We start from the raw sequence: 20,486 nt of genomic DNA, 5'->3' as shown, positions 1-20,486 counted from the left end.
CACTTTTGTCATTCCTGCGTAGGCAGGAATCTACCTTCGCTTTTGGATCACTTCGCGTACGTTGTTAAAATACTTTTGAATTCAACATTTATAATTTCAAGCGCAGTCGAGAAATCTCTGAATTATAAAATATGAATCAACTAGAAATGAAGTTTATGTGTGTAAGTGTAGTAATTTACGTTTGTATATAAAATTTTGAAACAGTATTTTCAAGACCCAAGACCCAAGACCCAAGACCCAAAGACCTAAACCTTATACGCTCCAATTTTCCAATACGTTTTTTCTTCGTCGGTTTTCACAACTGTAAAATCGAGTTGTTGTAGTTTTTCAAAATATTCCCAACAGCCAATTCCTTCACGATAAATAGATACAATCAAAATTCCATCAGCATTCAAATGGTGTAACATTCTGTCTAAAACGTTTTGTTTTTCAGAATCATGCACATAATAAAAAGCTTCATTAAAAATAATGACATCAAATTTTTGACTTGGCGTATAGGTGTGAATATCCGCAGTTACAAATTCGGCTTTTGGAAACTTTTTTGCTTTTGCTTTTTCAATCGAAACATCGGAAAAGTCCATTCCTAAAAAGTAACTAAACAAATCAGCATCCATATATTCATTTAGTACGCCTTCGCCAGCACCTAAATCTAACACACTTGGTTGCTGTTTGGCATGTGTTGTAATATAATTGATAATCGTTTTGTAACGATCTGCTTCAATTGGCTTGCGCAAATTGTCCCAACGACCTTTGCGGTATTGTTTATTCCAACGTTGTTTTCTGCGCCAATTATGAAATTTATCTATAATATTCATGTTATTTTTTTAAGTGTAAAGCTAAAAACTGTTCCAATTTTGGAATGATCATTTCTGGCGTTAATTTTTTATATAAATCGTGTGGATTTTCCTCAATTTTTTTGCGCTCTTCAAATGTAAAAGTATCAAATAAATCGGGTTTTTCCTCTAATAAATGTATAGATTCGTGCTGTTTTCTATCTTCAAAACTCGCCCAATGGTCTTTATTAACATATGGCGAAAATATCGTAAACGTTGGTTTGTTCAGCGCTTTTGCAATGTGAACAATTCCACCTTCATTTGCAACCATAACGTCGCATGCATGCATCAGTCGTACAAAACCACGAATACTATCTTCATAAATATCTAAAATGATATTTTCTTTTTGTGAGCACATTTGATAGATTTTGTCAGCTTCCGCTTTTTGCTTTGGCGCATAATTAAATAAAATATGAACCTTGTAATTTGAAGTAATATAATCTACAATTTGAGCAATATATTCGTACGGCATTGATTTTTGCGGCGTACTTCCTAAAATCCCCAACATTACAACAGGATGTTCGTATGCTTTAAGTTTTGGATATACTTTCTCTTCTTCTAGCAGCGTAATTTTTGGTTCGTAATCAGGGTTTCCTAACGGAAAAACAGACGTTATTAAATTGATTCTGTCTTCAATGGCTTTTCCACACGGTTGTGTTTTTTCATCCAATAAATTAATCGGATGTGAGTAGAAGGGAAGCGGTAATTTTTTATGCTTTCGTTTATTTCCAATACGGTATTTCGCTTTTGAAAAATAACAAATCAAGCGACTTTGTAATTTAGAATACGGATCGAAAATAATATCGTAACGTTCTTTTCGTACTTTACGAATCATTTTGATCAAATTTGGAATCTTTTTCAATTCCTTTTCATTAATCGGAATAATCGTATCAATATTCGGATTGTGTTCAATGACGCCTGTCGTAAAATCATACGCCATAAAATCTACACGACTTTCAGGATATAATTTTTTAATATTATTGGCAATTACAGAACTAATCAATACATCTCCAATACGTTTATTCTGTATAATTAATATTTTTTTCATGTAGTTTTCTTATAAATACAGGCGGTTGGTGCAAAATATTATTTTTTCGGCTGTTATTAAAATTTCACTTCATGTATTTGATTTTTTAATGTCAAAAATTAAAAAAATATGTTATTTATCATCATTTCATATATCTTTGAAAAATAATCATCCATCATGCAAGTCGTACACATTAACGCTCACTATGAAGCAAAAAAAGAGGAAATCCTCCATTTTGTAAATGCTTTTGATACTACAGGAGAATATGTAACCCAAGGCGAACGAAACGTGATTAAATCCTTCGATTTAGATGGCGAAACGATTAATATAAAATCGTTCAAAGTGCCAAAAAATGCCAATAGTTTTGTGTATAAATTTCTAAGACCTTCCAAAGCAAAACGCTCTTATGAATACGCCGAACGATTAGCTGTAAATGCCATTCGAACGCCAACGCCAATTGCATATGTGGAAAATCATACAGCACTTGGTCTCAAAGAAAGTTACTACATTAGCAAGCATATTGAGTACGATTTTGATTTTCGTGCGCTCATTCACGATCCGTTATTTGAAGATCGAAGAAACATTTTAGAACAGTTTGCCGAATTTTGCTTTCAATTGCATGAAAACAATGTCAATTTCTTAGACCATTCACCAGGAAATACTTTGATTGTAAAGCGTGACCATCATTACGATTTCTATTTAATTGATCTCAACCGAATGCGTTTTGAACCGTTAAATCTTGATCAACGTATGGAAAACCTAAAACGACTTTGGTTGTCCAAACAAATGATTCACATCATTAGCAAGCGTTATGCAGAATTGGCAAACAAAGAACTGCACGAAGTCCAAGATGTATTGCTAAAACACAGTCAAAACTTCAAGCGAAAAATCAATCGCAAAAAATATTTGAAAAAGAAATACTTGAAAAAGAAGAAGTAATTTTAGTATTCGGTATTCGGTATTCGGTATTCAGTGTTCTACATTGTCATTCCTGCGCAGGCAGGAATCCATAATTTAATAAAAAAAGCGAACCTCGATTTCCTCAGTTCGCCAATTGTATTTATTTTCCAAACATCCAAACATCCAAACATCCAAACATCCAAACATCCAAACATCCAAACATCCAAACATCTAAACATCCAAGTAGTCTAGAAACTAAACCGCTACATCATGTTCGCGTAATGCGTCATTTAACGACGTTTTTTTATTGGTACTTTCTTTACGTTTTCCAATAATCAATGCACATGGAACTTGGTATTCTCCCGCTGGAAACTTTTTTGTATAACTTCCAGGAATTACAACTGATCGTGCAGGAACTCTTCCTTTCATTTCTACAGGAGCATCGCCCGTAATATCTATAATTTTCGTAGAAGCAGTCAACACAACATTTGCGCCCAAAACGGCTTCTTCTTCCACACGAACACCTTCCACAACAATACATCGTGATCCTATAAATGCGTTATCTTCAATAATCACTGGAGCGGCTTGCAAAGGTTCCAAAACGCCACCAATTCCGACACCGCCAGATAAATGTACATTCTTCCCAATTTGCGCACAACTTCCCACAGTTGCCCACGTGTCTACCATCGTACCTTCATCTACATACGCGCCAATATTTACATAACTTGGCATCATGATTACACCTCTTGAAACATACGCTCCGTGACGTGCAATGGCATGTGGTACTACACGAATTCCTTTTTCCTTATAACCGCGTTTTAACGGAATTTTATCATGAAACTCAAAAATTCCAGCTTCTAGTGTTTCCATTTTCTGAATTGGGAAATACAAAACCACTGCTTTTTTTACCCATTCATTCACTTGCCAGCCATCTGTAGTTGGTTCGGCAACGCGCAATTCGCCAACATCTAACAAGTCAATTACTTTCCGAATTGCGGCTTGTGTATCTTCTTTTTTCAATAAATCTCGGTTGTCCCAAGCATTTTCAATAGCTTCTTGTAATGCGATCATGTTTTTATAAATTTTGTAGCTTTTGTATATTTTTTTGGGTGCGTTAACAGGCTATTCACTATATCTCCCGTAAAAAAAACGGGAGGATGCCGTTGCTATCCTTCGCACGAAATGTCTGCATCATTAGACATGTACAAATATAAAATCTTCCAATGGATTATTTATCAAAATTTACACATCTAACATAATTTTATAAATACAACAAAAAACGATACAAATTCTTGAGTAGTGCGATGTGCAAATAGGTCAATTTCAGTTGTAATTAATGAGTTTCCCATCAATTTTGTTGCGGTTCACATTTAGAAAATAGCAACAACGTATTTATAAATACGGTGATACTTAAGTTGCACGTTGTTAAGTATTTACATAATATTGATCAACGTTTAACATATAAAATAGTAGAAATCATGAAAAAAAGAGACATTAAAAAAAATCTAAAATTAAACAAAAGATCAATTTCTGATTTAAGTAAGAAAAACATCAAGGCAGGAGCTGCTGCAAGTGTAACAATAACAGCAATTTCATGTTGGTCATGTTTATCTTGCCCAACTATCGACTGTACAAATGGAGCAATATGCTCATCAATAAAATGTTTGGAAGATGTTATAGGTGGTGCACAATAGTCATACCAATTTAAACATAAAAGCGACTGTTTAAAAAACTAATTAAAATCGTTATCTTGAATCTCATTATCTTGATTTTCAATGATTATGAGAAACCGAATGAAGTTCGGTACTACGAAAAATTAACTTTTTGGACAGTCTCTTTTTTATATGTTTTTTATCTTTTGAAAGATAATGTTGTTATACTTCTTGCATTTTTCGAATGCGTTTCAACATAGTTTTCTTAGGAATAAATGGTAATAACTTCATGAGTATTTTTTGAGAAAATGTAATTCCAGATATGACATCTAAATCGCTTTCTAGCATCGAATTATAACCATCTTCTGCCACTGTTCTTGGACTTGCCGTATTTTCAAACAATTCTGTTTTGTCCATTCCTGAAGTTTTTCCAAAGTCAGTTTCGGTAGCACCAGGCATTAAAGTTGTCACAGAAATGTTTGTATCGTGCAGTTCTTCCGCAATGGCATTGCTAAACGAAGTTACATATGCTTTTGTGGCATAATAAACCGCTTGCATCGGACCAGGCATAAAACTCGCCGTAGAAGAAACATTCAATATTTTCCCTGTATTTCTTGCGACAAAATCTTGTAGAAAATAGTGTGTCAAAGCAGTTAACGCAGTAATGTTTAACTGAATCATTGAAAGGTCTTTCTCCAAATCACGTTTGTCAAAACGACCAATTCCACCAAAACCTGCATTGTTAATCAGATAATCTACTTCAATATTTGCAGCGTTGAGTTCTTCGTATATTTCTTTCGGAGCGTTTGTATCTGTGAGGTCTTTTGCAATAACAATTACCTGCACATTATGCGCTTGTTGAAGTTCATTTTTTAATTCGTTGAGTTTGTCTTCGCTTCGAGCCACAATAATTAAATCGCCGCCTTTTTCTGCATGTATTTTTGCAAATTCTTTTCCAATTCCACTGCTTGCTCCTGTAATTAACGCTGTCTTCTTCATGTATGAGTTATTTATTTTTTACAAAATTACGGGAAGCGTAGAAATTCAGTTTCCTCATATAGAATAATTATTAATCCAAAAGAAAAATGGAAGGAATAAGAGCGATTAACGTTGTGAAGGATATTTTCTTCCATTCAAAAACTTTCCAATAAATGTATTTCGTACACAAAAATGATATGTTACAAAACAAACAATTCCTGTGGCTGTGGTAACGATCAAAAATTTTGGAATTCCACCAATTGGTATGTTTCTCAATAGTATCGGAAACAAAGCTGTCAGTGGCAAATGAATTAAATATACCCAATATGAAGCATCAGAAATGTAACGCATTCGCTTTGAATAGTTGCTTCCATACCGAATAAAAAGGCCTGTAATTCCGAAGATAAACAACCAAACAGTCAGTGAATTAAAAGAAATTAGTAGAAAAGAAAAACTATTCGGTTTCAAACCAAGATTTGTATATTCAAGAATAACTCCTTGACTCATCACTAGTAAAACGGCAAGAATGGTGCTTAACCAATCATATTTTTTAAGTGTTTCCAAATGTTCCTTGGACGTATATAAGATCCATCCGACAAGGTAGAAAGAAGTATAATGTACAAACGTGTTTGTGTCTGGCACTAATGCTGTAGAGGAAGCAATCATTGGCGTTTGTAACAGTGTTAAAAGTATAAAGGTAATTGCTGAAAAGACCAAAATTCGAACAAGCGGTTTTTGAAAAATCCAATTGCCAATTCTTTTTATTTTAGAGGTTACTTTTGGTGTTTGCTTCAATAAAAATGCTAGTACTACTGCAAAAGCTGTCGCGTAGATTAAATAATATAAAAACCACAAATGCGAAGTGCTTTTGGGTATATAAAAGTAGAAATCTGAAAAAGGCGCTAAGCTAGTTGTCAACGCGTTTTCATTTCCTTCAAAAATTTTGCTAGCATAACCAAAAGAAAACTGCACTATAGGAGTAAGGATGATTAAAAATACGATGAATGGAAACACAATACGCGAAATTCTATTGTGAATCATTTTCCATGGTTTTCGTTCATAAAACAGCATTGCGCCAAAAAATCCTGCAATTAAAAAAAAGACGGGCATGCGAAACGAGTGAATCATCAATACTAAAAAATCGGTTACAATAGTTGTGGATGCTGTATCTTTTATACTCCAAACACTTCCATGATACGTTACATTATACGTCAATGCGGAATGCAATACCAAACCAAGCAGCATCATGATGGCGCGTAAAGAATCGAGTGAATGTATGCGAGCAGTTTTTAGCAAGATTTATCGTTAAATATAGAAATACCAAGTTCTTATTTTTATTTGAAATGAATAGTGATTTTAGAAAATAATTTAAATTTTTATTCTCAACTAAAGAAGTACTTACATAAATAGAAAAATATCGCGATATATATCGTATACCAAATAGCAGAATACCAAAGAGGAATGATTTCTTTTCGTTTTCCAAGAATAACATTTTGATCGTAAACTTTGGCAGGATAATTATTTTTTTCAATATAAATAGATTGTAAAATCTCAATATATTTCTTGCTATTAGGAACAACGGATAATTCTACAATTTCATTGGGTTCAAGATTCACAGTACTTCTTGTATACTTATGTTTGGTAATTTCTTTTTGTAAACTTTTAAAATGAAATACTACAGATGATATCTCGTGGTTACTAATATTTTTAATGGTAAATTTCCAATAGTTGCATTCCAGTGGTTTTGGCTCTGTTTTTCTTTTTAGTTCTGTTATGTAAATTACTACTTCTTCTAGTTCTATTGTTTGTACCATAAATATGAAATTATATTTCATCAAAATACTTGATCTGAAATTGATTTCAATACGGTTTTCCGTAACGAAATACATCTAGCAAGTCCTGTGTGTCTAAGCTGTCTAATTAAACCCAATTCCCATCCTTACAGTAATAATTCTTTTAATTTTTATACACATTGAAATATAAACCTTATTTTTGCCAAAATTTTATATGGCTCGCATTCTTGCAATTGATTATGGAAAGAAACGAACGGGAATTGCCGTAACCGATGAAATGCAACTAATTGCATCTGGTTTAACGACAGTTCGAACGCACGATTTGATCAATTTTTTAAAAGAATATGTAGCGAAAGAAAATGTAGAATTGTTCTTAGTAGGAGAACCAAAACAGATGAATTATGAAGCTTCATCAAGTGAAGTGTTAATCAAAGAATTTATACGTTTGCTAACCAAGGCAATTCCGACAATTCCAATAAAACGTGTTGACGAGCGTTTTACATCAAAAATGGCGTTTCAAACCATGATTGATAGCGGACTAAAAAAGAAACAACGTCAAAATAAAGGTTTAATAGATGAAATAAGTGCAACCATAATTTTGCAATCTTATCTATACAAATAATACGAATATGATATTACCAATTGTCGCTTTTGGCGATCCAGTTTTACGAAAAGTAGCAACGGATATTACACCAGATTATCCAAACTTAGATACGTTACTCGAAAATATGTTTGAAACCATGTACAATGCATATGGCGTTGGTTTGGCTGCTCCACAAATAGGTTTACCAATCCGTTTATTTATGGTAGATGCTACTGGTTTTGCAGAAGATGAGGAACTTGATGCTGAACAAAGAAAGCAATTAGAAGGCATGAAAAAAGTGTTTATCAATGCAAAAATTGTAGAGCGCGATGGTGATCCTTGGGTATTTAATGAAGGTTGTTTGAGTATTCCAGATATTCGCGAAGATGTATTCCGTCAGGAAAGTATCAAAATTGAATACATGGATGAAAACTTTGAAAAGCATGTAGAAGAATATGATGGGTTGGCAGCGAGAGTTATTCAACACGAATACGATCATATTGAAGGAATTTTGTTTACAGATAAACTATCTCCGTTAAAACGTCGTTTATTAAAAGGACGCTTGGCAAACATTTCTCGTGGACGCATTAAAGTAGATTACAAAATGCGTTTTCCTGATGCTAAAAAAATACGTTAAGTAAAAAATATAAAAACTAAGTTAAAAAAAGTGATGCAATAGGTACAATATGTATATTTGCCATCCTAAAGTTAGAAAAAATACAGTATGAGTTTAGAAAAAATATTAGCTATCTCTGGGAAACCAGGACTTTATGAATTGAAAACCCAAACCCGAAATGGTTTTGTGGCAGAATCTTTAGCTGACGGAAAAAAGATATCAGTAAGTTTACGTCACAATGTAAGTTTACTATCTGAAATTGCTATTTACACAAATACAGAAGAAATTCCATTAGCAGAAGTATTAGAAAAAGTAAAAGCCAAAGAAAATGGCGCAGCAACTTCAGTAAATCATAAAGAATCTAAAACAGTATTAGCGAATTACTTTGAAGAAGTTTTACCAGATTACGATCAAGATAGAGTATATCCAAGTGATATTAAAAAGGTAATTCAGTGGTACAATTTATTGCATTCTAAAGGAATGACCGATTTTACTGCAGCAGCTTCTAACGAAGAAGAATAAAAACACACCGAATAAGTTTAGTCAAAAAAAATCCAGCAAATTGCTGGATTTTTTTATTGTATTCTATGCGTAGATATTATTTCTTCACTACAGAATTTGCTGCTACTTTAATAGCGTCCGCATACTTTTTATCGGCACCATCTTCTAACATTCCCATAAACATAATACAAGTTTCTGCATCACGTTTTAGGCAATATACAGTACTATTGATGGTAACGCCTTGTGCTTTGCTGCTTCCTTCTAAGTAAACTACATTTACACCATTCATTGTTTTCTCGCCTTTGTCCGATACTTTAAACTCTGGTGGTAAGTTACTTTCTAACTTGTCTTTAGCATTTTGATACGTTTCAGGAACAATCATAGCCATAATTACAGCTTTTGGACTTTCTGATACAAATGTATTAGGCGTCACTTCCATGAAAAGATTAGGGTCAATTGTCATATCTATTTTAATAGACATGAGCTCCATAGCTTTTTTTTGTTTTTCTGCTTCTGTTTCTTGAGAAACAACTTCTTGTGCTTGCACAGTTAATGCTACAAATAGCATACATAGTGCGATAAGTGCTTTTTTCATTATGATTATACGTTTAATAGTTCAAAAATACGGAATAGTTTTAGCAAAATTGCAAATCCGTACCATTTTGTACTCCTAAAGGCATAAAGCGTGCCACTTTTTAATATATGAGATATGTTTTGGGTGTTGGGTGTTGGTTTTTGGGTTTTGGGTGTTTGGTGTTGGGTTTTTGGGTGTTGGCTCTTTGGTCTTAGGTGTTGGGTTTTAGGTTTTGGGTCTTAGGTCTTTGCTCTTGGGTCTTGGGTTTTGGATCTTAGCTCTTTGGTTTTTGGGTCTTTGCTCTTGACTCTTGACTCTTTTCTCTTGGATCTTTTCTCTTTGCTCTTGACTCTTTTCTCTTGGATCTTTACTCTTGACTCTTGACTCTTGACTCTTTACTCTTGATTCTTGGGTCTTTTCTCTTTTCTCTTTTCTCTTGGATCTTAGCTCTTGACTCTTCAATCCAACAATCGTCTGTGGTAATTAATTTGTCCCACATGATAACTCAAATGCCATAATAAATGTAATAACATCAATTCATACGAAGGAATTTCGCCATTTTTTTCTATTGGATATTGTTCTTGTAATTTTTCTTCGGGAAAGTTCTGCAATGCCGCGATCACGATTTCTTTTACTTTGGCTATTTCAGAAAGTAAAGTGGCTTTAGGAACATTTTTAGTGGAAAATTCAGCTTCACGTTGTCTAACATAATTTGTATTTCCCATATGTTTCCCAATAAAATGATTCAGATTTCCAATCAGGTGTAAACATAAATTTCCAGCACAATTAGAAATGTTTTTATCAAGTTTCCACAAAGCGCTTTCATCTTGATATTGTTCAATTTCAGAAGTTAACCGATCAATTTCTCGTATAAATAATTTTGTAATGGAAGTTTTCATTTTAATCGTTTTTGGTTTTCAATAAACGTATACATACATATGTAAAGAACATACAAAAAAGCCAATCATTTACACCGTAAATTGCATAAAAAATTCCTGCCATTGCATCTTCTTGATACACTTCAGCAACACTAGAAGTAGTAATCCATTGCAGCCAAATATATCCATAAATCAATTTTTCAAGGGCAAAAACAGCTACTAACCATTTCACATGTTCATACGTTTTTGCTACTGAAATGTATGCCAATCCCCAAATTAAAATCATCAACAGTCCAAAATTTGACATCACTTCAGGATCATATTTAGGAATGGTAGTGTTGGTAAAAAATCTTGAAAATAGCAATACACTGGCATTCATGAGTCCAGCCATGATAAATCCTTTGGTAATCAACTTTTTTGAAATGGTCATAGGTTATTTTTATAAAATTAGAAGTTTGGCGTAGTTGTATTAAAATCTGATCTAAGTTAGTGAATAGAAAATGAACCGACAGAAAAACGAAATAGTATTTGTGTTCGGCAGTAAAAATAGGAGAGATTGCCGCTAAAATTAGTAGTTTTGTCAATCTTGATACAAAACAGATATGAACTCCAGAAAAGCACAATTAGCCGCCTTTGATCGTTTACTTACCATAATGGATGAATTGCGTGAGCAATGTCCGTGGGACAAAAAACAAACCATGCAAAGTTTACGTCATTTAACTATTGAGGAAACCTACGAATTGGGCGACGCGATTTTGGACAACGATTTGGAAGAAGTCAAAAAAGAATTGGGCGATGTATTGCTACACATTGTTTTTTATGCAAAAATTGGAAGTGAAACCAACGATTTTGACATTGCTGATGTTGCCAATGAAATTTCTGACAAACTCATCAGTCGTCATCCGCATATTTACGGCGATGTTGAGGTAAATGATGAAGAAGATGTAAAACGCAATTGGGAGAACCTAAAACTCAAAGAGGGAAAAAAATCGGTGTTAGAAGGTGTGCCAAAAAGTTTGCCTGCGTTGGTAAAAGCCAATCGTATTCAAGATAAAGTAGCTGGTGTTGGTTTCGATTGGGAAGAACCACAACAAGTTTGGGAGAAGTTGCAAGAAGAATTAGGAGAATTTCAGGAAGAAGTTGCCAAAGGCGATCAAGAAGCTATGGAAGCCGAATTTGGAGATGTGTTATTTTCGATGATTAATTATGCACGCTTTTTAAAGATAAATCCTGAAAATGCTTTAGAACGTACCAATAAGAAATTCATCAAACGCTTTCAATATTTAGAAGAAAAAGCAAAGTCAAAAAATAAAAAACTTGCAGATATGACACTTGCCGAAATGGACGTTTTTTGGGAAGAAGCAAAAAGCTTTGATAACTGTTCGCTTTGATTTACAGAATGTTAGAAACGCTTCGCTTAATTTAAGGTTCAAAGTTTAAAGTTTAAGGTTGTAAAACCTTTACATTTAGCATTTTACATTTAAAATTCAACATTTAAAACCTCACTACCTTTTTGCAATATTCAAAAAAACAAAAAGCCACTTAGTTTCCCAAATGGCTTTGTGTATTATATGTTTGCTTCAATCAAATGAAAGTTTAAAGTTCAAGGTTCAAAGTTTTATGTTCAACGTCAGTAAAAACTTTTACATTTAGTATTTTACATTCAACATTCAACATTCAACATTCAACATTCAACATTCAACATTCAACATTCAACATTCAACATTCAACATTTCTCAATACTAATATCTCACTTCTCAATACTTACTTACAACGATTTCAACTGTTGCAACTTCGCTTTCCAAGTATCTAATGCTCTTTTGTGTTTCTCAATATCTTGATGTACTTTTTTCAACATTGGACTGTTCGAAGATGAATTAGAGAAAAACTGTAAGTTGTTTTCCAATTGGCGAATTTCAGCTTTGATGTCATCAATTTTTCTACGAATAAAAATACGTTCCGAATTGATTTTATGTTCATCTAAGTTTTCTAAACGATTGCTATATTTAATCAATTCAGATTCTTGCTTGTCAATGTTTAGTTTCTTAAATAAACCATCAACAACTTTATTGAATTTCTGATCAATATTTTTCTTGTTAAACGGAACTCTTCCAATACCTTTCCATTCTGCAATTTTCTCTTTGATCGTTTCTACATCTTTTCCAGTATCGCCAGATAATTCAAAGTTTTCCGTAGCTTCCAACAACGCTTGTTTTTTCTCTAAAGCTTCAACTTCGCCTTCATTAGCTTTGTTTTTCTCAGCGTGCATTCTGTCGAAAAAGTGATTACAAGCATTTTTAAACTGCTTCCAAACCTTGTCAGAAATTTTCTTTGGCACATGTCCGATCTTCTTCCAATCTGCTTGTACTTTTTTCATTTGTGGCGTTACAGTTGCCCAATCGTCACTATCTTTTAAAGATTCAGCCAATTCAATTAGCGCCAATTTTTTCGTTAAATTATCTTGCTGCTCTTTCTTTAACGATTTGTAAAATGTATTTTTATTTGCGTTAAATTCACGCACAGCTTGTTTGAATTTTGCCCAAGTAGCTTCATTCACTTTTAACGGCACTTTTCCAGCATTGAAAAACGCTTCACGCAATTTTTCAATCTCTTTAATTTTATTTTGCCATTGATTATGAACGGTGTAAGATCCAGCAGAAATTTCTTTTATTTTTTCAATGATTTCTTCTTTTACGACTAAGTTTTGCTCGTAAATTTTATCAATATTCTTGAAATATTCCTGACGTCTATCATGAATAACTTTCGTTGCCGCACTAAACTGATTCCAGATGTCTTCACGAAGTTCTTTTGCAACAGGACCAATATCTTCTTTCCAGATTCGGTGTAAGTTTTGCAATTCTCTAAAAGCGTGAATTACATCTTCTTCCTGCGCTAATTCTTCTGCATGTGCTACAATTTTTTGCTTTTCAGCGTAATTGTGCTTGAAATCTAAATCGCGTAAATCTCTGTTTAAATGTAAAAAGTCATAAAAACGTTCTACATGATGATGATATGTACGCCAAACATTGTTGTATTGTGTTTTCGGAATAGAACCAGCATTACGCCATTCTTCCTGAATTTGCTTGAAATGTTTATAGGTATTGTTGATGTTTTCTTCCACGTTCAACAAACCTTTGAGTTCTTCAATTAAAGACAATCGCTTTTCTAAATTTGCGTGTAAATCTTTCTCTAAACTCTTGTAATAGTCAGTACGTTTTGTGCGATATGCATTGTACGCAACATTAAATTTTCCTTTGATCGGAAGATGAAATTGAAAGTCAATAATATTTCCGCCTTCTGCTAAAAATTCTTCTTTGCGTTGCTCTAAAACTTCGTTAAACTTTAGGTTGAATTCCGTTTTAATGCCGTCAACATGATCTTTTATCGCTTGAACTTTTTCATTTTGAACCAATTTTTCCAACTCAGCAACTAAGTCGTCCATGGTCATGGAATGATAATCTAGTACAGGAATTTTATGTCGCACATTAGCACTGTCATCTTCTGCTTCTTCGGCAACATTTTCATGAACTTCATTTACAGCTTCTTGGTGTTCCTCAATAGTTTGCTCTGATTCATCTACATCTTCAGTCGCTTCATTTTCAGTTGCTACCGCTTCAACAGTTTCTACGTCACTCTCTATTTCAGCTTCCACTTTCTCAGTTGTTTCTGCTTCAATTTCAACTGCTGCTTCAACTTTTTCAGTCGTTTCCGCCTCAATTTCAGGGTTCGTTTCTGTTTCTGGAGTTGGCTGTGATTCTAAATTTCCTTCTGCTTCTGGCAGGTTATCATTTTTGTCTTCTAACATCATTAAGAAATGTTTGGGTTCGTTCTTTTTCAAGCTTTAAAGTCCGAATATACTAACAACAAACAAAACGACAAAGTTTTACAGATGGGAAACTGCATTAAAATGAGGAAAAAATATAGGTTTTAGTGAGAATTCCAGATTTTCCAAGCTTTTTCTGCTTGAAATTCCAACATTTTGTAACCATTTGCAATTTGCGCACCTTGCAAACGACCGAGTTTTAAAAAGGTAGTTTCAGACGGATTGTAAATCAAATCGAACAATAAAAAGTCTTTAGAAACATACTTGTACGGAATGTCTGGACAGTCTTCAATTTTTGGAAATGTGCCCAATGGTGTGCAATTGACAATTACGGGATGCGATTTCATGATTTTTTCACTTAAATCTTGATACGAAATCGATTGTTCATTTTTTGGCTTTCGCGAAACAAATTTGTACTCAATATTTAATTCTTCAAACACAAAAGCAATTGCTTTAGATGCGCCACCAGTTCCTAAAATTAGTGCTTTTTTATGATGTCTTTTTAAATACGGTTTGATCGATTTTTTGAAACCATAACAATCAGTATTATATCCTTTTAGGCTTCCATCTTTTCGAATTTTGATCGTATTAACAGCGCCAATTTTTTTCGCCTTTTTGTGGACGTCATCAAGAAACGGAATTACGTCTTCTTTGTACGGAATCGTTACGTTCATTCCTCTGAGATTGGGATACTGTTTGATGATTTTTGGGAAATCTTCAATCGTAGGAATATCAAAATTTGTATAATGATAATCGGAAAGCTGTAATGCTTTAAATTTTTCTTTAAAATATCCTCTAGAAAACGAATATGCAATGTGTTTTCCGAGCAATCCGAAAAGAGAATTATATGTTTCGAGTTCGTTTTCCATACCAATCTAAGGCTAATACAATTGAGATTCCAATCAGAATAAAAAAGATGGCAATCCAAGTTTCGCTATTGGCAAAATCTGGAATCATACGTTTGTAATTCTGAATGATTTGTTTATTGTTTGAATCGAGTAAAAATATACCTGCTTCATCAGTTTTATAAATGGTTTCTTTCCATGGCCACACGACTCCAAGTGAACCAGAAATGAACCCAATAATGAGCGCAGTTGTGATGTTTTTATAATGTTTTAAAACGTAGTTTAATAGATGTGAAAGTGTCACCAAACCTACCGTAGAACCAGCTGTAAATACGGCAAGAATTTTTAAATCTCGAATGCGTTCAGGATTGTTTGTAAATGAAAAATCTCCTTGAAACATGTCTGCAAAAGTATCAAACAATGCATTTACAGAATCTACTAAAAGTAATACGTAATTTCCTAAAAGAATTAGTATAAACGAACCTGAAAGTCCAGGTAATGTCATGCCTGAAACACTAATGATTCCGCAAACAAACACAAATGCTAAGTGATCATTTTCTTTGGCAGGATTCATTAAACTGATGGCGATTCCGATGGCAGTTCCGACAACTAAACTTAAAATTGTAGCACGATTCCAATGTTTAAAATCTTTTCCGATGTAATAGATAGAACCTAGAATCATTCCAAAAAAAGCAGACCAAACGTACAATTGAAAGTGTTGTATGAAATAATCTAGGATTTTGGAAACGCTAAAGTAACTGATTAGCATACCTAAGATGAGCAATCCTAAAAATCGTCCGTTTACGTATTGGTAAAAACTTTTAAAACGTCCATTAAATAGTAATTTGAAGGCTTTTCCGTTGATTCGTTGTAGCGAAAAGATAAATTCTTCATAAAAGCCAGCTACAAATGCTACGACGCCACCTGAAACACCAGGCACTTTGTTTGCCGCGCCCATTGCCAATCCTTTGATGATAAGGAAAATTTTGTCTTTGAGCGTTCGAGTGCTTTGCATTTGTTTTACCTATTGAACATTAGTTAGCTTGTTTTTTGGTAGCGAATTTCTCCATCATAAAAATAGTCAGAAATCCGACAACCATCAACACAATTGCCAAAAGAAGTTGCGAATCTTTTTGTGTGAGCGTTTCAAACGTATTTGGTAAAATGCTTCTTTCTAAAAACGGAACTTCAACTCCATGAGAGTTTGTACGTGTTGTTAGTACTTCTTTCCACGGCCAAATTTTGTTTAAAGAACCTAAAATGAAACCTGTTAAGATGGCTAATGTTAGATTTTTATAGTTGTTGAATAACCATTTTAAGAGTTTTGAAAATGATAATAATCCGATGATTGCACCAACGGCAAAAATGGCAATGGTTTTAAAATCTCTGTTGTCAATTGCAGTTAAAACAGGTTCATAAGCGCCCAAAAGTACTAAGATGAACGCGCCAGAAATACCAGGGAGAATCATGGCACAAATTGCCAATGCACCTGCTAAGAATATAAACCATGAAGCGCTTACACTTTCTTCTCCACCAGGTAAGGTGGTAATGTAGTAGGCAACTATTGCGCCAAGCGTGAAGCCAAAAATTGTTTTCCAATTCCAAGCTTTTATTTGTTTTCCGATGAATAGAATACTTGCAACTACCAAACCAAAGAAAAACGCCCAAAGCAATATCGGTTCGCTGTTGAGTAAAGATTTGATGAGTTTTGCTAAGGATAGAATACTGATTCCGATTCCGATGAGTAATGCAAATAAAAAGTTTCCGTTGAGTTGCGTCCAAGCGGCTTTGAAACCATCATTTTTTAATGTTTTTAGCAAGTCTAAATTTACATTGTTTATAGATGTGATGAGTTCTTCGTAAATTCCAGAAATAAAGGCAATTGTACCACCTGAAACGCCAGGAACAACGTCTGCCGCGCCCATGGCGAGTCCTTTAAGCGTAATTATTACGTAATCGAATAGACTTCTATTCATATGTTGCGATGTGTTATGAGTTTTATTCGATTCTTTACTTTGAATTGATTTTCATAGAAAGAATACACACGCAAAAGTATGGAATTTTATGTGGACGATTTTTTAAATTCTGAAATAATATTTTTTACCGAAGTTCTCATGAATACACCTGGAAACAGTTTTTGAAATTGTAAGTGCATTTTAAAGTTATTTCGCAATGCATTTTTTAAGTGAAATGTGCCTTTGTTTTGTTCGCCAAGAATGAAATAGATACCTGCCAATCGGTATTCTATTTTTGCATGATCTGGATAAAACTCCAACGCTTGCAATAGTACATGTGTGGTATTTTCATATTCGCCTAAAAGCTTTAAAATATCTGCCCAAGCAAGCCAAGTATTTAGTTCATAGTTTCCAAGTTCTACTGTTTTTTGATACGCTATGTCTGCTTCTTCATACAATTGTAACGCTCTGTGAATTTCGGCACTGCGTTTCCAATACGAAACATTTTCTGTATCAATATTGATGGCTTTGTTGATATAATATAATGCTTTTTGAAAGTTTTCTTCCTTTACATAAAAATCAGTAATGGCTGTCCAGCCTTTATCTAATAATGGATCTTCATGTACCGTTTTGTAATAGAATTTTACGGCCAAGTCTTTTTGACCTAGTTTTTCGTAGCATTTTCCCATGCGTAAGTAGGCAAATGAAGTTGGATCGTCTAATTCTAACGTGGTTTTATAATTATGGATTGCTTCTTTATATTCTCCTAATTTTTCTAAAACTTTTCCTTTTTCAAGATATGCGCCAATAAAATGATCGTCTGCAATGATAGCAAAGTCAAATGCTGCCAATGCTTCTACATACATTTTTTTGATGTAGTATTGCTTTCCGAGTTGATGCCACGCAACTTCTGAATACGGATTTTTGTCAATATATTCGTTAAGATAACTGATAGCGCCGTCAATATCTTCTAAAAATTCAAAGCAGTAAATAACGTTGTATAACGAAGAATAATCATCAATATCAAGTTCAATACACTTCATAAAGTATTTTTTCGCTTCCTTAAAGTCGTCGATGAAAAGGTATTCCATTCCAATTAACGAGTTTACATCTGCTAAATCATTGCTGTATTCCAGCGCCATTTTTAGCAATTCGATTGCTTTGTAATGCTGATCGCGTTTGGAAAGAATATTAGCTTTCTGAATGTATATTTCTGCATTTGATGTTTCTAGGAGGTACAATGCGTCTAGTAGTTTTTCGGCTTCATCTAGTTTGTTTTCAAACACCATCAATTCGATTTCCATGAGTTTTAAATTCACAGAACTCGGATGTTGTTCCAATCCAATTTTGATGGCTTTTTTTGCCAAACCTACTTTTCCAGTATCGAGATAATGATGAATGATTTCTTCAAATTCAGCAGAATCGAAAAAGAAAACATTATTCGTTTTCAACATCGATTCAAATTTCGATAACGCAAAGTTTTGATCTTCATTAGCGCTAAATAGCATAGGCAATACGCGTTTTTAGTTTTCTATTACTTTAAATGTAGTTGAACATTCTGTTGTTTTGAAATGAAATCATTTTTGTTTTCAACAAAATAATCAACAATAATTATAGTTGCTTGATTGACAACTATTTGATTTTGAATTGGTTGTTTTTTATGGTTGGTTAGATCAGTATATATAACGAATACGGGAGTTGTTTAGTCTTCAATACGCTGTAAAACTTTCATAATAATGGCACAACCTTGTCGTATTTCTTCCTCAGAAATGGTTAAAGGTGGCGTAATTCGAACGGCTTTTGGTTCAAAAAGTAGCCAAAATAGAATTAATCCTTCATCTTGACAACCTAGAATGACTTGATTTGCAATGTCTGAATTTTTCACAATTAGTGAAAGCATGAGTCCTTTTCCACGAATTTCTTCGATGTATTTGTGTTGTAATAAGTTTCTAAATAGTGTTTCTTTTTCTAACGTTTGTACCATTAAATCACTTTCCGTAATTTCTTGTAAGGTTGCTAAACTTGCCGCGGCAATAACTGGATGCCCACCAAATGTGGTGATGTGTCCAAGTTTTGGTTGGTCTTGTAAACGATCCATAAGTTCGGCTGAAGCTGTAAAAGCACCAACGGGCATTCCGCCGCCCATACCTTTTCCCATGACTACAATATCAGGAACAACGTCATAGTTTTGAAAGCCAAATAGTGTTCCTGTGCGACCAAATCCAGGTTGAATTTCATCTAATATGAGTAATGCACCAACTGCTTCACAACGGTGTTTTACTTTTTGTAAATAGTTGTTTGTTGGTTCAATGAATCCTGCGCCACCTTGAATGGTTTCTAAAATGACACCAGCCGTTTTGGAGGTAATTTTTGCTAAATCGGCTTCGTTATTGAATTCAATAAAATTAATATCAGGTAACAAAGGTCTGAAAGCACTTTTGCGCTCTTCAAAACCCATAATGCTCATCGCGCCTTGCGTATTTCCGTGATACGCGTGTTTGGCAGCAATTAATTCTGAGCGACCTGTCGCACGTTTGGCAAGTTTCATGGCGCCTTCAATGGCTTCCGTTCCTGAGTTTGTTAAATATGTTTTTTCTAATGGTTTTGGTAATTGCGAAGCGAGTAACTTTGTAAATTCTACGGCAGTTTTTTGCACATATTCTCCATATACCATTACATGCAAATATTTGTCTAATTGCGCTTTGATTGCATTGACAACTCTCGGATGTTTGTGTCCTAAACTACAGGCAGAAACGCCCGCAACAAAATCTAAATAGGCTTTGTTGTTTGCATCATAAATGTAGCTTCCGTCTGCATGGGAAATTTCCATTGCTAACGGATGCGGCGTGGTTTGTGCTTGATATGTGAAAAAATCTTCTTTCATGTACAATCTCCTTCAAAAAAACTGTTTGCAAAGATACGAAGTTAATTGTTCAATCTAACGTAATAAACACTAAGAATACTTTTCTGAAGCAGTAAGCAATAGCTGTTCAATTTCTTCTATTTTTTTGGAGAGTGATGAGGTATTTATAGCTATTGGAGAGCCATAGTGATTGAAATTATACATTAAACTTTGCCTGATAATACTATTTTTTGCTTTTTTAAGATATGTTTTGGGATTCTTTACATGGATAATTAAAAAGTTATTAGATGCAATTTTGAAAGGTTGAAAATCTGTGACATCTTTCCAAGGAATAAAACCAACATTTGTAAGTGTAGAATTGTCTGTAATTCCTTCTTCATTGATGATTAATGCCGCTTTGGAACTAATTAATTTTACGATCGCTATTACGAGTCCGAGACCAAAAAAAGATACTTAGGCAATACCAAGAACTATAGCAGGAGTATCACTTTTATCGGTTTCATTAGTGAAGATTGAATAAAATATGAATACACCACCAATGACAAACATGAGACAACCGAATGCTAGAAGTATCATTTTTTTCTTGCTGAAATGAATTTCAATTTGATCTTTCATATTTAGACATCAGGAATTAAAATATTGAAACGAAGATTTTAGTGATGCCA

22 protein-coding genes are annotated in these 20,486 nt (G+C 33.8%); 6 read left to right on the top strand and 16 right to left on the bottom strand.

The window, feature by feature from the left end; all coding sequences use genetic code 11:
* Window positions 1-245 precede the first annotated feature (245 nt).
* Window positions 246-815, bottom strand: coding sequence for a class I SAM-dependent methyltransferase (locus AA089_RS13235; protein ID WP_046757433.1), 570 nt, complete (start codon window positions 813-815; stop codon window positions 246-248).
* A 1-nt stretch (window position 816) separates the two neighbouring features.
* Window positions 817-1,881: a glycosyltransferase family 9 protein gene (locus AA089_RS13230; protein WP_046757432.1), complete on the bottom strand. Its 1,065-nt coding sequence runs from the start codon at window positions 1,879-1,881 to the stop codon at window positions 817-819.
* A gap of 156 nt (window positions 1,882-2,037) precedes the next feature.
* Here AA089_RS13230 and AA089_RS13225 point away from each other — a divergent pair, with 156 nt between their 5' ends.
* Window positions 2,038-2,799: a lipopolysaccharide kinase InaA family protein gene (locus tag AA089_RS13225; protein WP_046757431.1), complete on the top strand. Its 762-nt coding sequence runs from the start codon at window positions 2,038-2,040 to the stop codon at window positions 2,797-2,799.
* A gap of 216 nt (window positions 2,800-3,015) precedes the next feature.
* Here the strand turns inward: AA089_RS13225 and AA089_RS13220 are convergent, their stop codons facing one another.
* Complete coding sequence (locus AA089_RS13220; RefSeq protein ID WP_046757430.1) at window positions 3,016-3,831, bottom strand: 2,3,4,5-tetrahydropyridine-2,6-dicarboxylate N-succinyltransferase; 816 nt, start codon at window positions 3,829-3,831, stop codon at window positions 3,016-3,018.
* Window positions 3,832-4,238: 407 nt separating this feature from the next.
* On the opposite strand from AA089_RS13220, the gene AA089_RS13215 reads away from it, so the two are divergent.
* Window positions 4,239-4,454: a hypothetical protein gene (locus tag AA089_RS13215; protein ID WP_156169007.1), complete on the top strand. Its 216-nt coding sequence runs from the start codon at window positions 4,239-4,241 to the stop codon at window positions 4,452-4,454.
* 180 nt (window positions 4,455-4,634) lie between these two features.
* On the opposite strand, the gene AA089_RS13210 is transcribed toward AA089_RS13215, so the two are convergent.
* The 3 genes from AA089_RS13210 to AA089_RS13200 form a co-directional block, all read right to left on the bottom strand.
* Window positions 4,635-5,411 carry an SDR family NAD(P)-dependent oxidoreductase gene (locus tag AA089_RS13210; protein ID WP_046757428.1) on the bottom strand — a complete coding sequence of 259 codons (777 nt, stop codon included), beginning with the start codon at window positions 5,409-5,411 and terminating at the stop codon, window positions 4,635-4,637.
* Window positions 5,412-5,516: 105 nt separating this feature from the next.
* Complete coding sequence (locus AA089_RS13205) at window positions 5,517-6,686, bottom strand: acyltransferase family protein (RefSeq protein ID WP_241479998.1); 1,170 nt, start codon at window positions 6,684-6,686, stop codon at window positions 5,517-5,519.
* 86 nt (window positions 6,687-6,772) lie between these two features.
* Entirely contained in the window at window positions 6,773-7,204 is a 432-nt protein-coding gene (locus AA089_RS13200) for a hypothetical protein (protein WP_156169005.1), read from the bottom strand.
* 193 nt (window positions 7,205-7,397) lie between these two features.
* Here AA089_RS13200 and ruvX point away from each other — a divergent pair, with 193 nt between their 5' ends.
* The 3 genes from ruvX (at window position 7,398) to AA089_RS13185 (ending at window position 8,904) form a co-directional block, all read left to right on the top strand.
* The gene (gene ruvX, locus AA089_RS13195) at window positions 7,398-7,805 is read left to right on the top strand and encodes a Holliday junction resolvase RuvX (protein WP_046757426.1); all 408 of its coding nucleotides are present in this window, start codon (window positions 7,398-7,400) and stop codon (window positions 7,803-7,805) included.
* 7 nt (window positions 7,806-7,812) lie between these two features.
* On the top strand, window positions 7,813-8,403 hold the full coding sequence (gene def, locus AA089_RS13190; protein ID WP_046757425.1) for a peptide deformylase: 591 nt from the start codon (window positions 7,813-7,815) through the stop codon (window positions 8,401-8,403).
* Between the two features lie 87 nt (window positions 8,404-8,490).
* On the top strand, window positions 8,491-8,904 hold the full coding sequence (locus AA089_RS13185; protein WP_046757424.1) for a DUF5606 family protein: 414 nt from the start codon (window positions 8,491-8,493) through the stop codon (window positions 8,902-8,904).
* Window positions 8,905-8,980: 76 nt separating this feature from the next.
* Here AA089_RS13185 and AA089_RS13180 read toward each other — a convergent pair whose 3' ends face one another.
* The 3 genes from AA089_RS13180 to AA089_RS13165 all read right to left on the bottom strand — a co-directional run bounded on the left by AA089_RS13180 (window position 8,981) and on the right by AA089_RS13165 (window position 10,765).
* Window positions 8,981-9,478: a hypothetical protein gene (locus AA089_RS13180; protein WP_241479997.1), complete on the bottom strand. Its 498-nt coding sequence runs from the start codon at window positions 9,476-9,478 to the stop codon at window positions 8,981-8,983.
* A 437-nt stretch (window positions 9,479-9,915) separates the two neighbouring features.
* Complete coding sequence (locus AA089_RS13170) at window positions 9,916-10,356, bottom strand: DUF1572 family protein (RefSeq protein WP_046757421.1); 441 nt, start codon at window positions 10,354-10,356, stop codon at window positions 9,916-9,918.
* Between the two features lies 1 nt (window position 10,357).
* The gene (locus tag AA089_RS13165) at window positions 10,358-10,765 is read right to left on the bottom strand and encodes a hypothetical protein (RefSeq protein ID WP_046757420.1); all 408 of its coding nucleotides are present in this window, start codon (window positions 10,763-10,765) and stop codon (window positions 10,358-10,360) included.
* A gap of 172 nt (window positions 10,766-10,937) precedes the next feature.
* Between AA089_RS13165 and mazG the strand changes: the two genes are divergently transcribed.
* Window positions 10,938-11,726, top strand: a complete 789-nt coding sequence (gene mazG, locus AA089_RS13160; protein ID WP_046757419.1) for a nucleoside triphosphate pyrophosphohydrolase — start codon at window positions 10,938-10,940, stop codon at window positions 11,724-11,726.
* Between the two features lie 377 nt (window positions 11,727-12,103).
* Here mazG and AA089_RS13155 read toward each other — a convergent pair whose 3' ends face one another.
* The 7 genes from AA089_RS13155 to AA089_RS25820 form a co-directional block, all read right to left on the bottom strand.
* Window positions 12,104-14,143 (bottom strand): DUF349 domain-containing protein, encoded by a 2,040-nt coding sequence (locus tag AA089_RS13155; protein WP_241479996.1) that lies wholly within the window; start codon window positions 14,141-14,143, stop codon window positions 12,104-12,106.
* 119 nt (window positions 14,144-14,262) lie between these two features.
* Window positions 14,263-15,027: a shikimate dehydrogenase family protein gene (locus AA089_RS13150; protein WP_046757417.1), complete on the bottom strand. Its 765-nt coding sequence runs from the start codon at window positions 15,025-15,027 to the stop codon at window positions 14,263-14,265.
* Entirely contained in the window at window positions 15,002-16,018 is a 1,017-nt protein-coding gene (locus AA089_RS13145; RefSeq protein WP_046757416.1) for a DUF368 domain-containing protein, read from the bottom strand. The genes AA089_RS13150 and AA089_RS13145 overlap by 26 nt, the downstream gene beginning before the upstream one ends.
* A gap of 19 nt (window positions 16,019-16,037) precedes the next feature.
* The gene (locus AA089_RS13140; protein WP_046757415.1) at window positions 16,038-16,979 is read right to left on the bottom strand and encodes a DUF368 domain-containing protein; all 942 of its coding nucleotides are present in this window, start codon (window positions 16,977-16,979) and stop codon (window positions 16,038-16,040) included.
* An 86-nt stretch (window positions 16,980-17,065) separates the two neighbouring features.
* The gene (locus AA089_RS13135; protein ID WP_046757414.1) at window positions 17,066-18,466 is read right to left on the bottom strand and encodes a tetratricopeptide repeat protein; all 1,401 of its coding nucleotides are present in this window, start codon (window positions 18,464-18,466) and stop codon (window positions 17,066-17,068) included.
* 194 nt (window positions 18,467-18,660) lie between these two features.
* Window positions 18,661-19,842, bottom strand: coding sequence for an aspartate aminotransferase family protein (locus AA089_RS13130; protein ID WP_046757413.1), 1,182 nt, complete (start codon window positions 19,840-19,842; stop codon window positions 18,661-18,663).
* A 69-nt stretch (window positions 19,843-19,911) separates the two neighbouring features.
* Window positions 19,912-20,229 carry an STM3941 family protein gene (locus tag AA089_RS25820; RefSeq protein ID WP_394334128.1) on the bottom strand — a complete coding sequence of 106 codons (318 nt, stop codon included), beginning with the start codon at window positions 20,227-20,229 and terminating at the stop codon, window positions 19,912-19,914.
* Window positions 20,230-20,486 lie beyond the last annotated feature (257 nt).

This window comes from Kordia jejudonensis (assembly GCF_001005315.1).
Classification (GTDB): Bacteria; Bacteroidota; Bacteroidia; order Flavobacteriales; family Flavobacteriaceae; genus Kordia; species Kordia jejudonensis.
The sequence above is the reverse complement of the archived record's forward strand: the minus strand, read 5'-3'. Positions and strand labels throughout refer to the sequence as shown.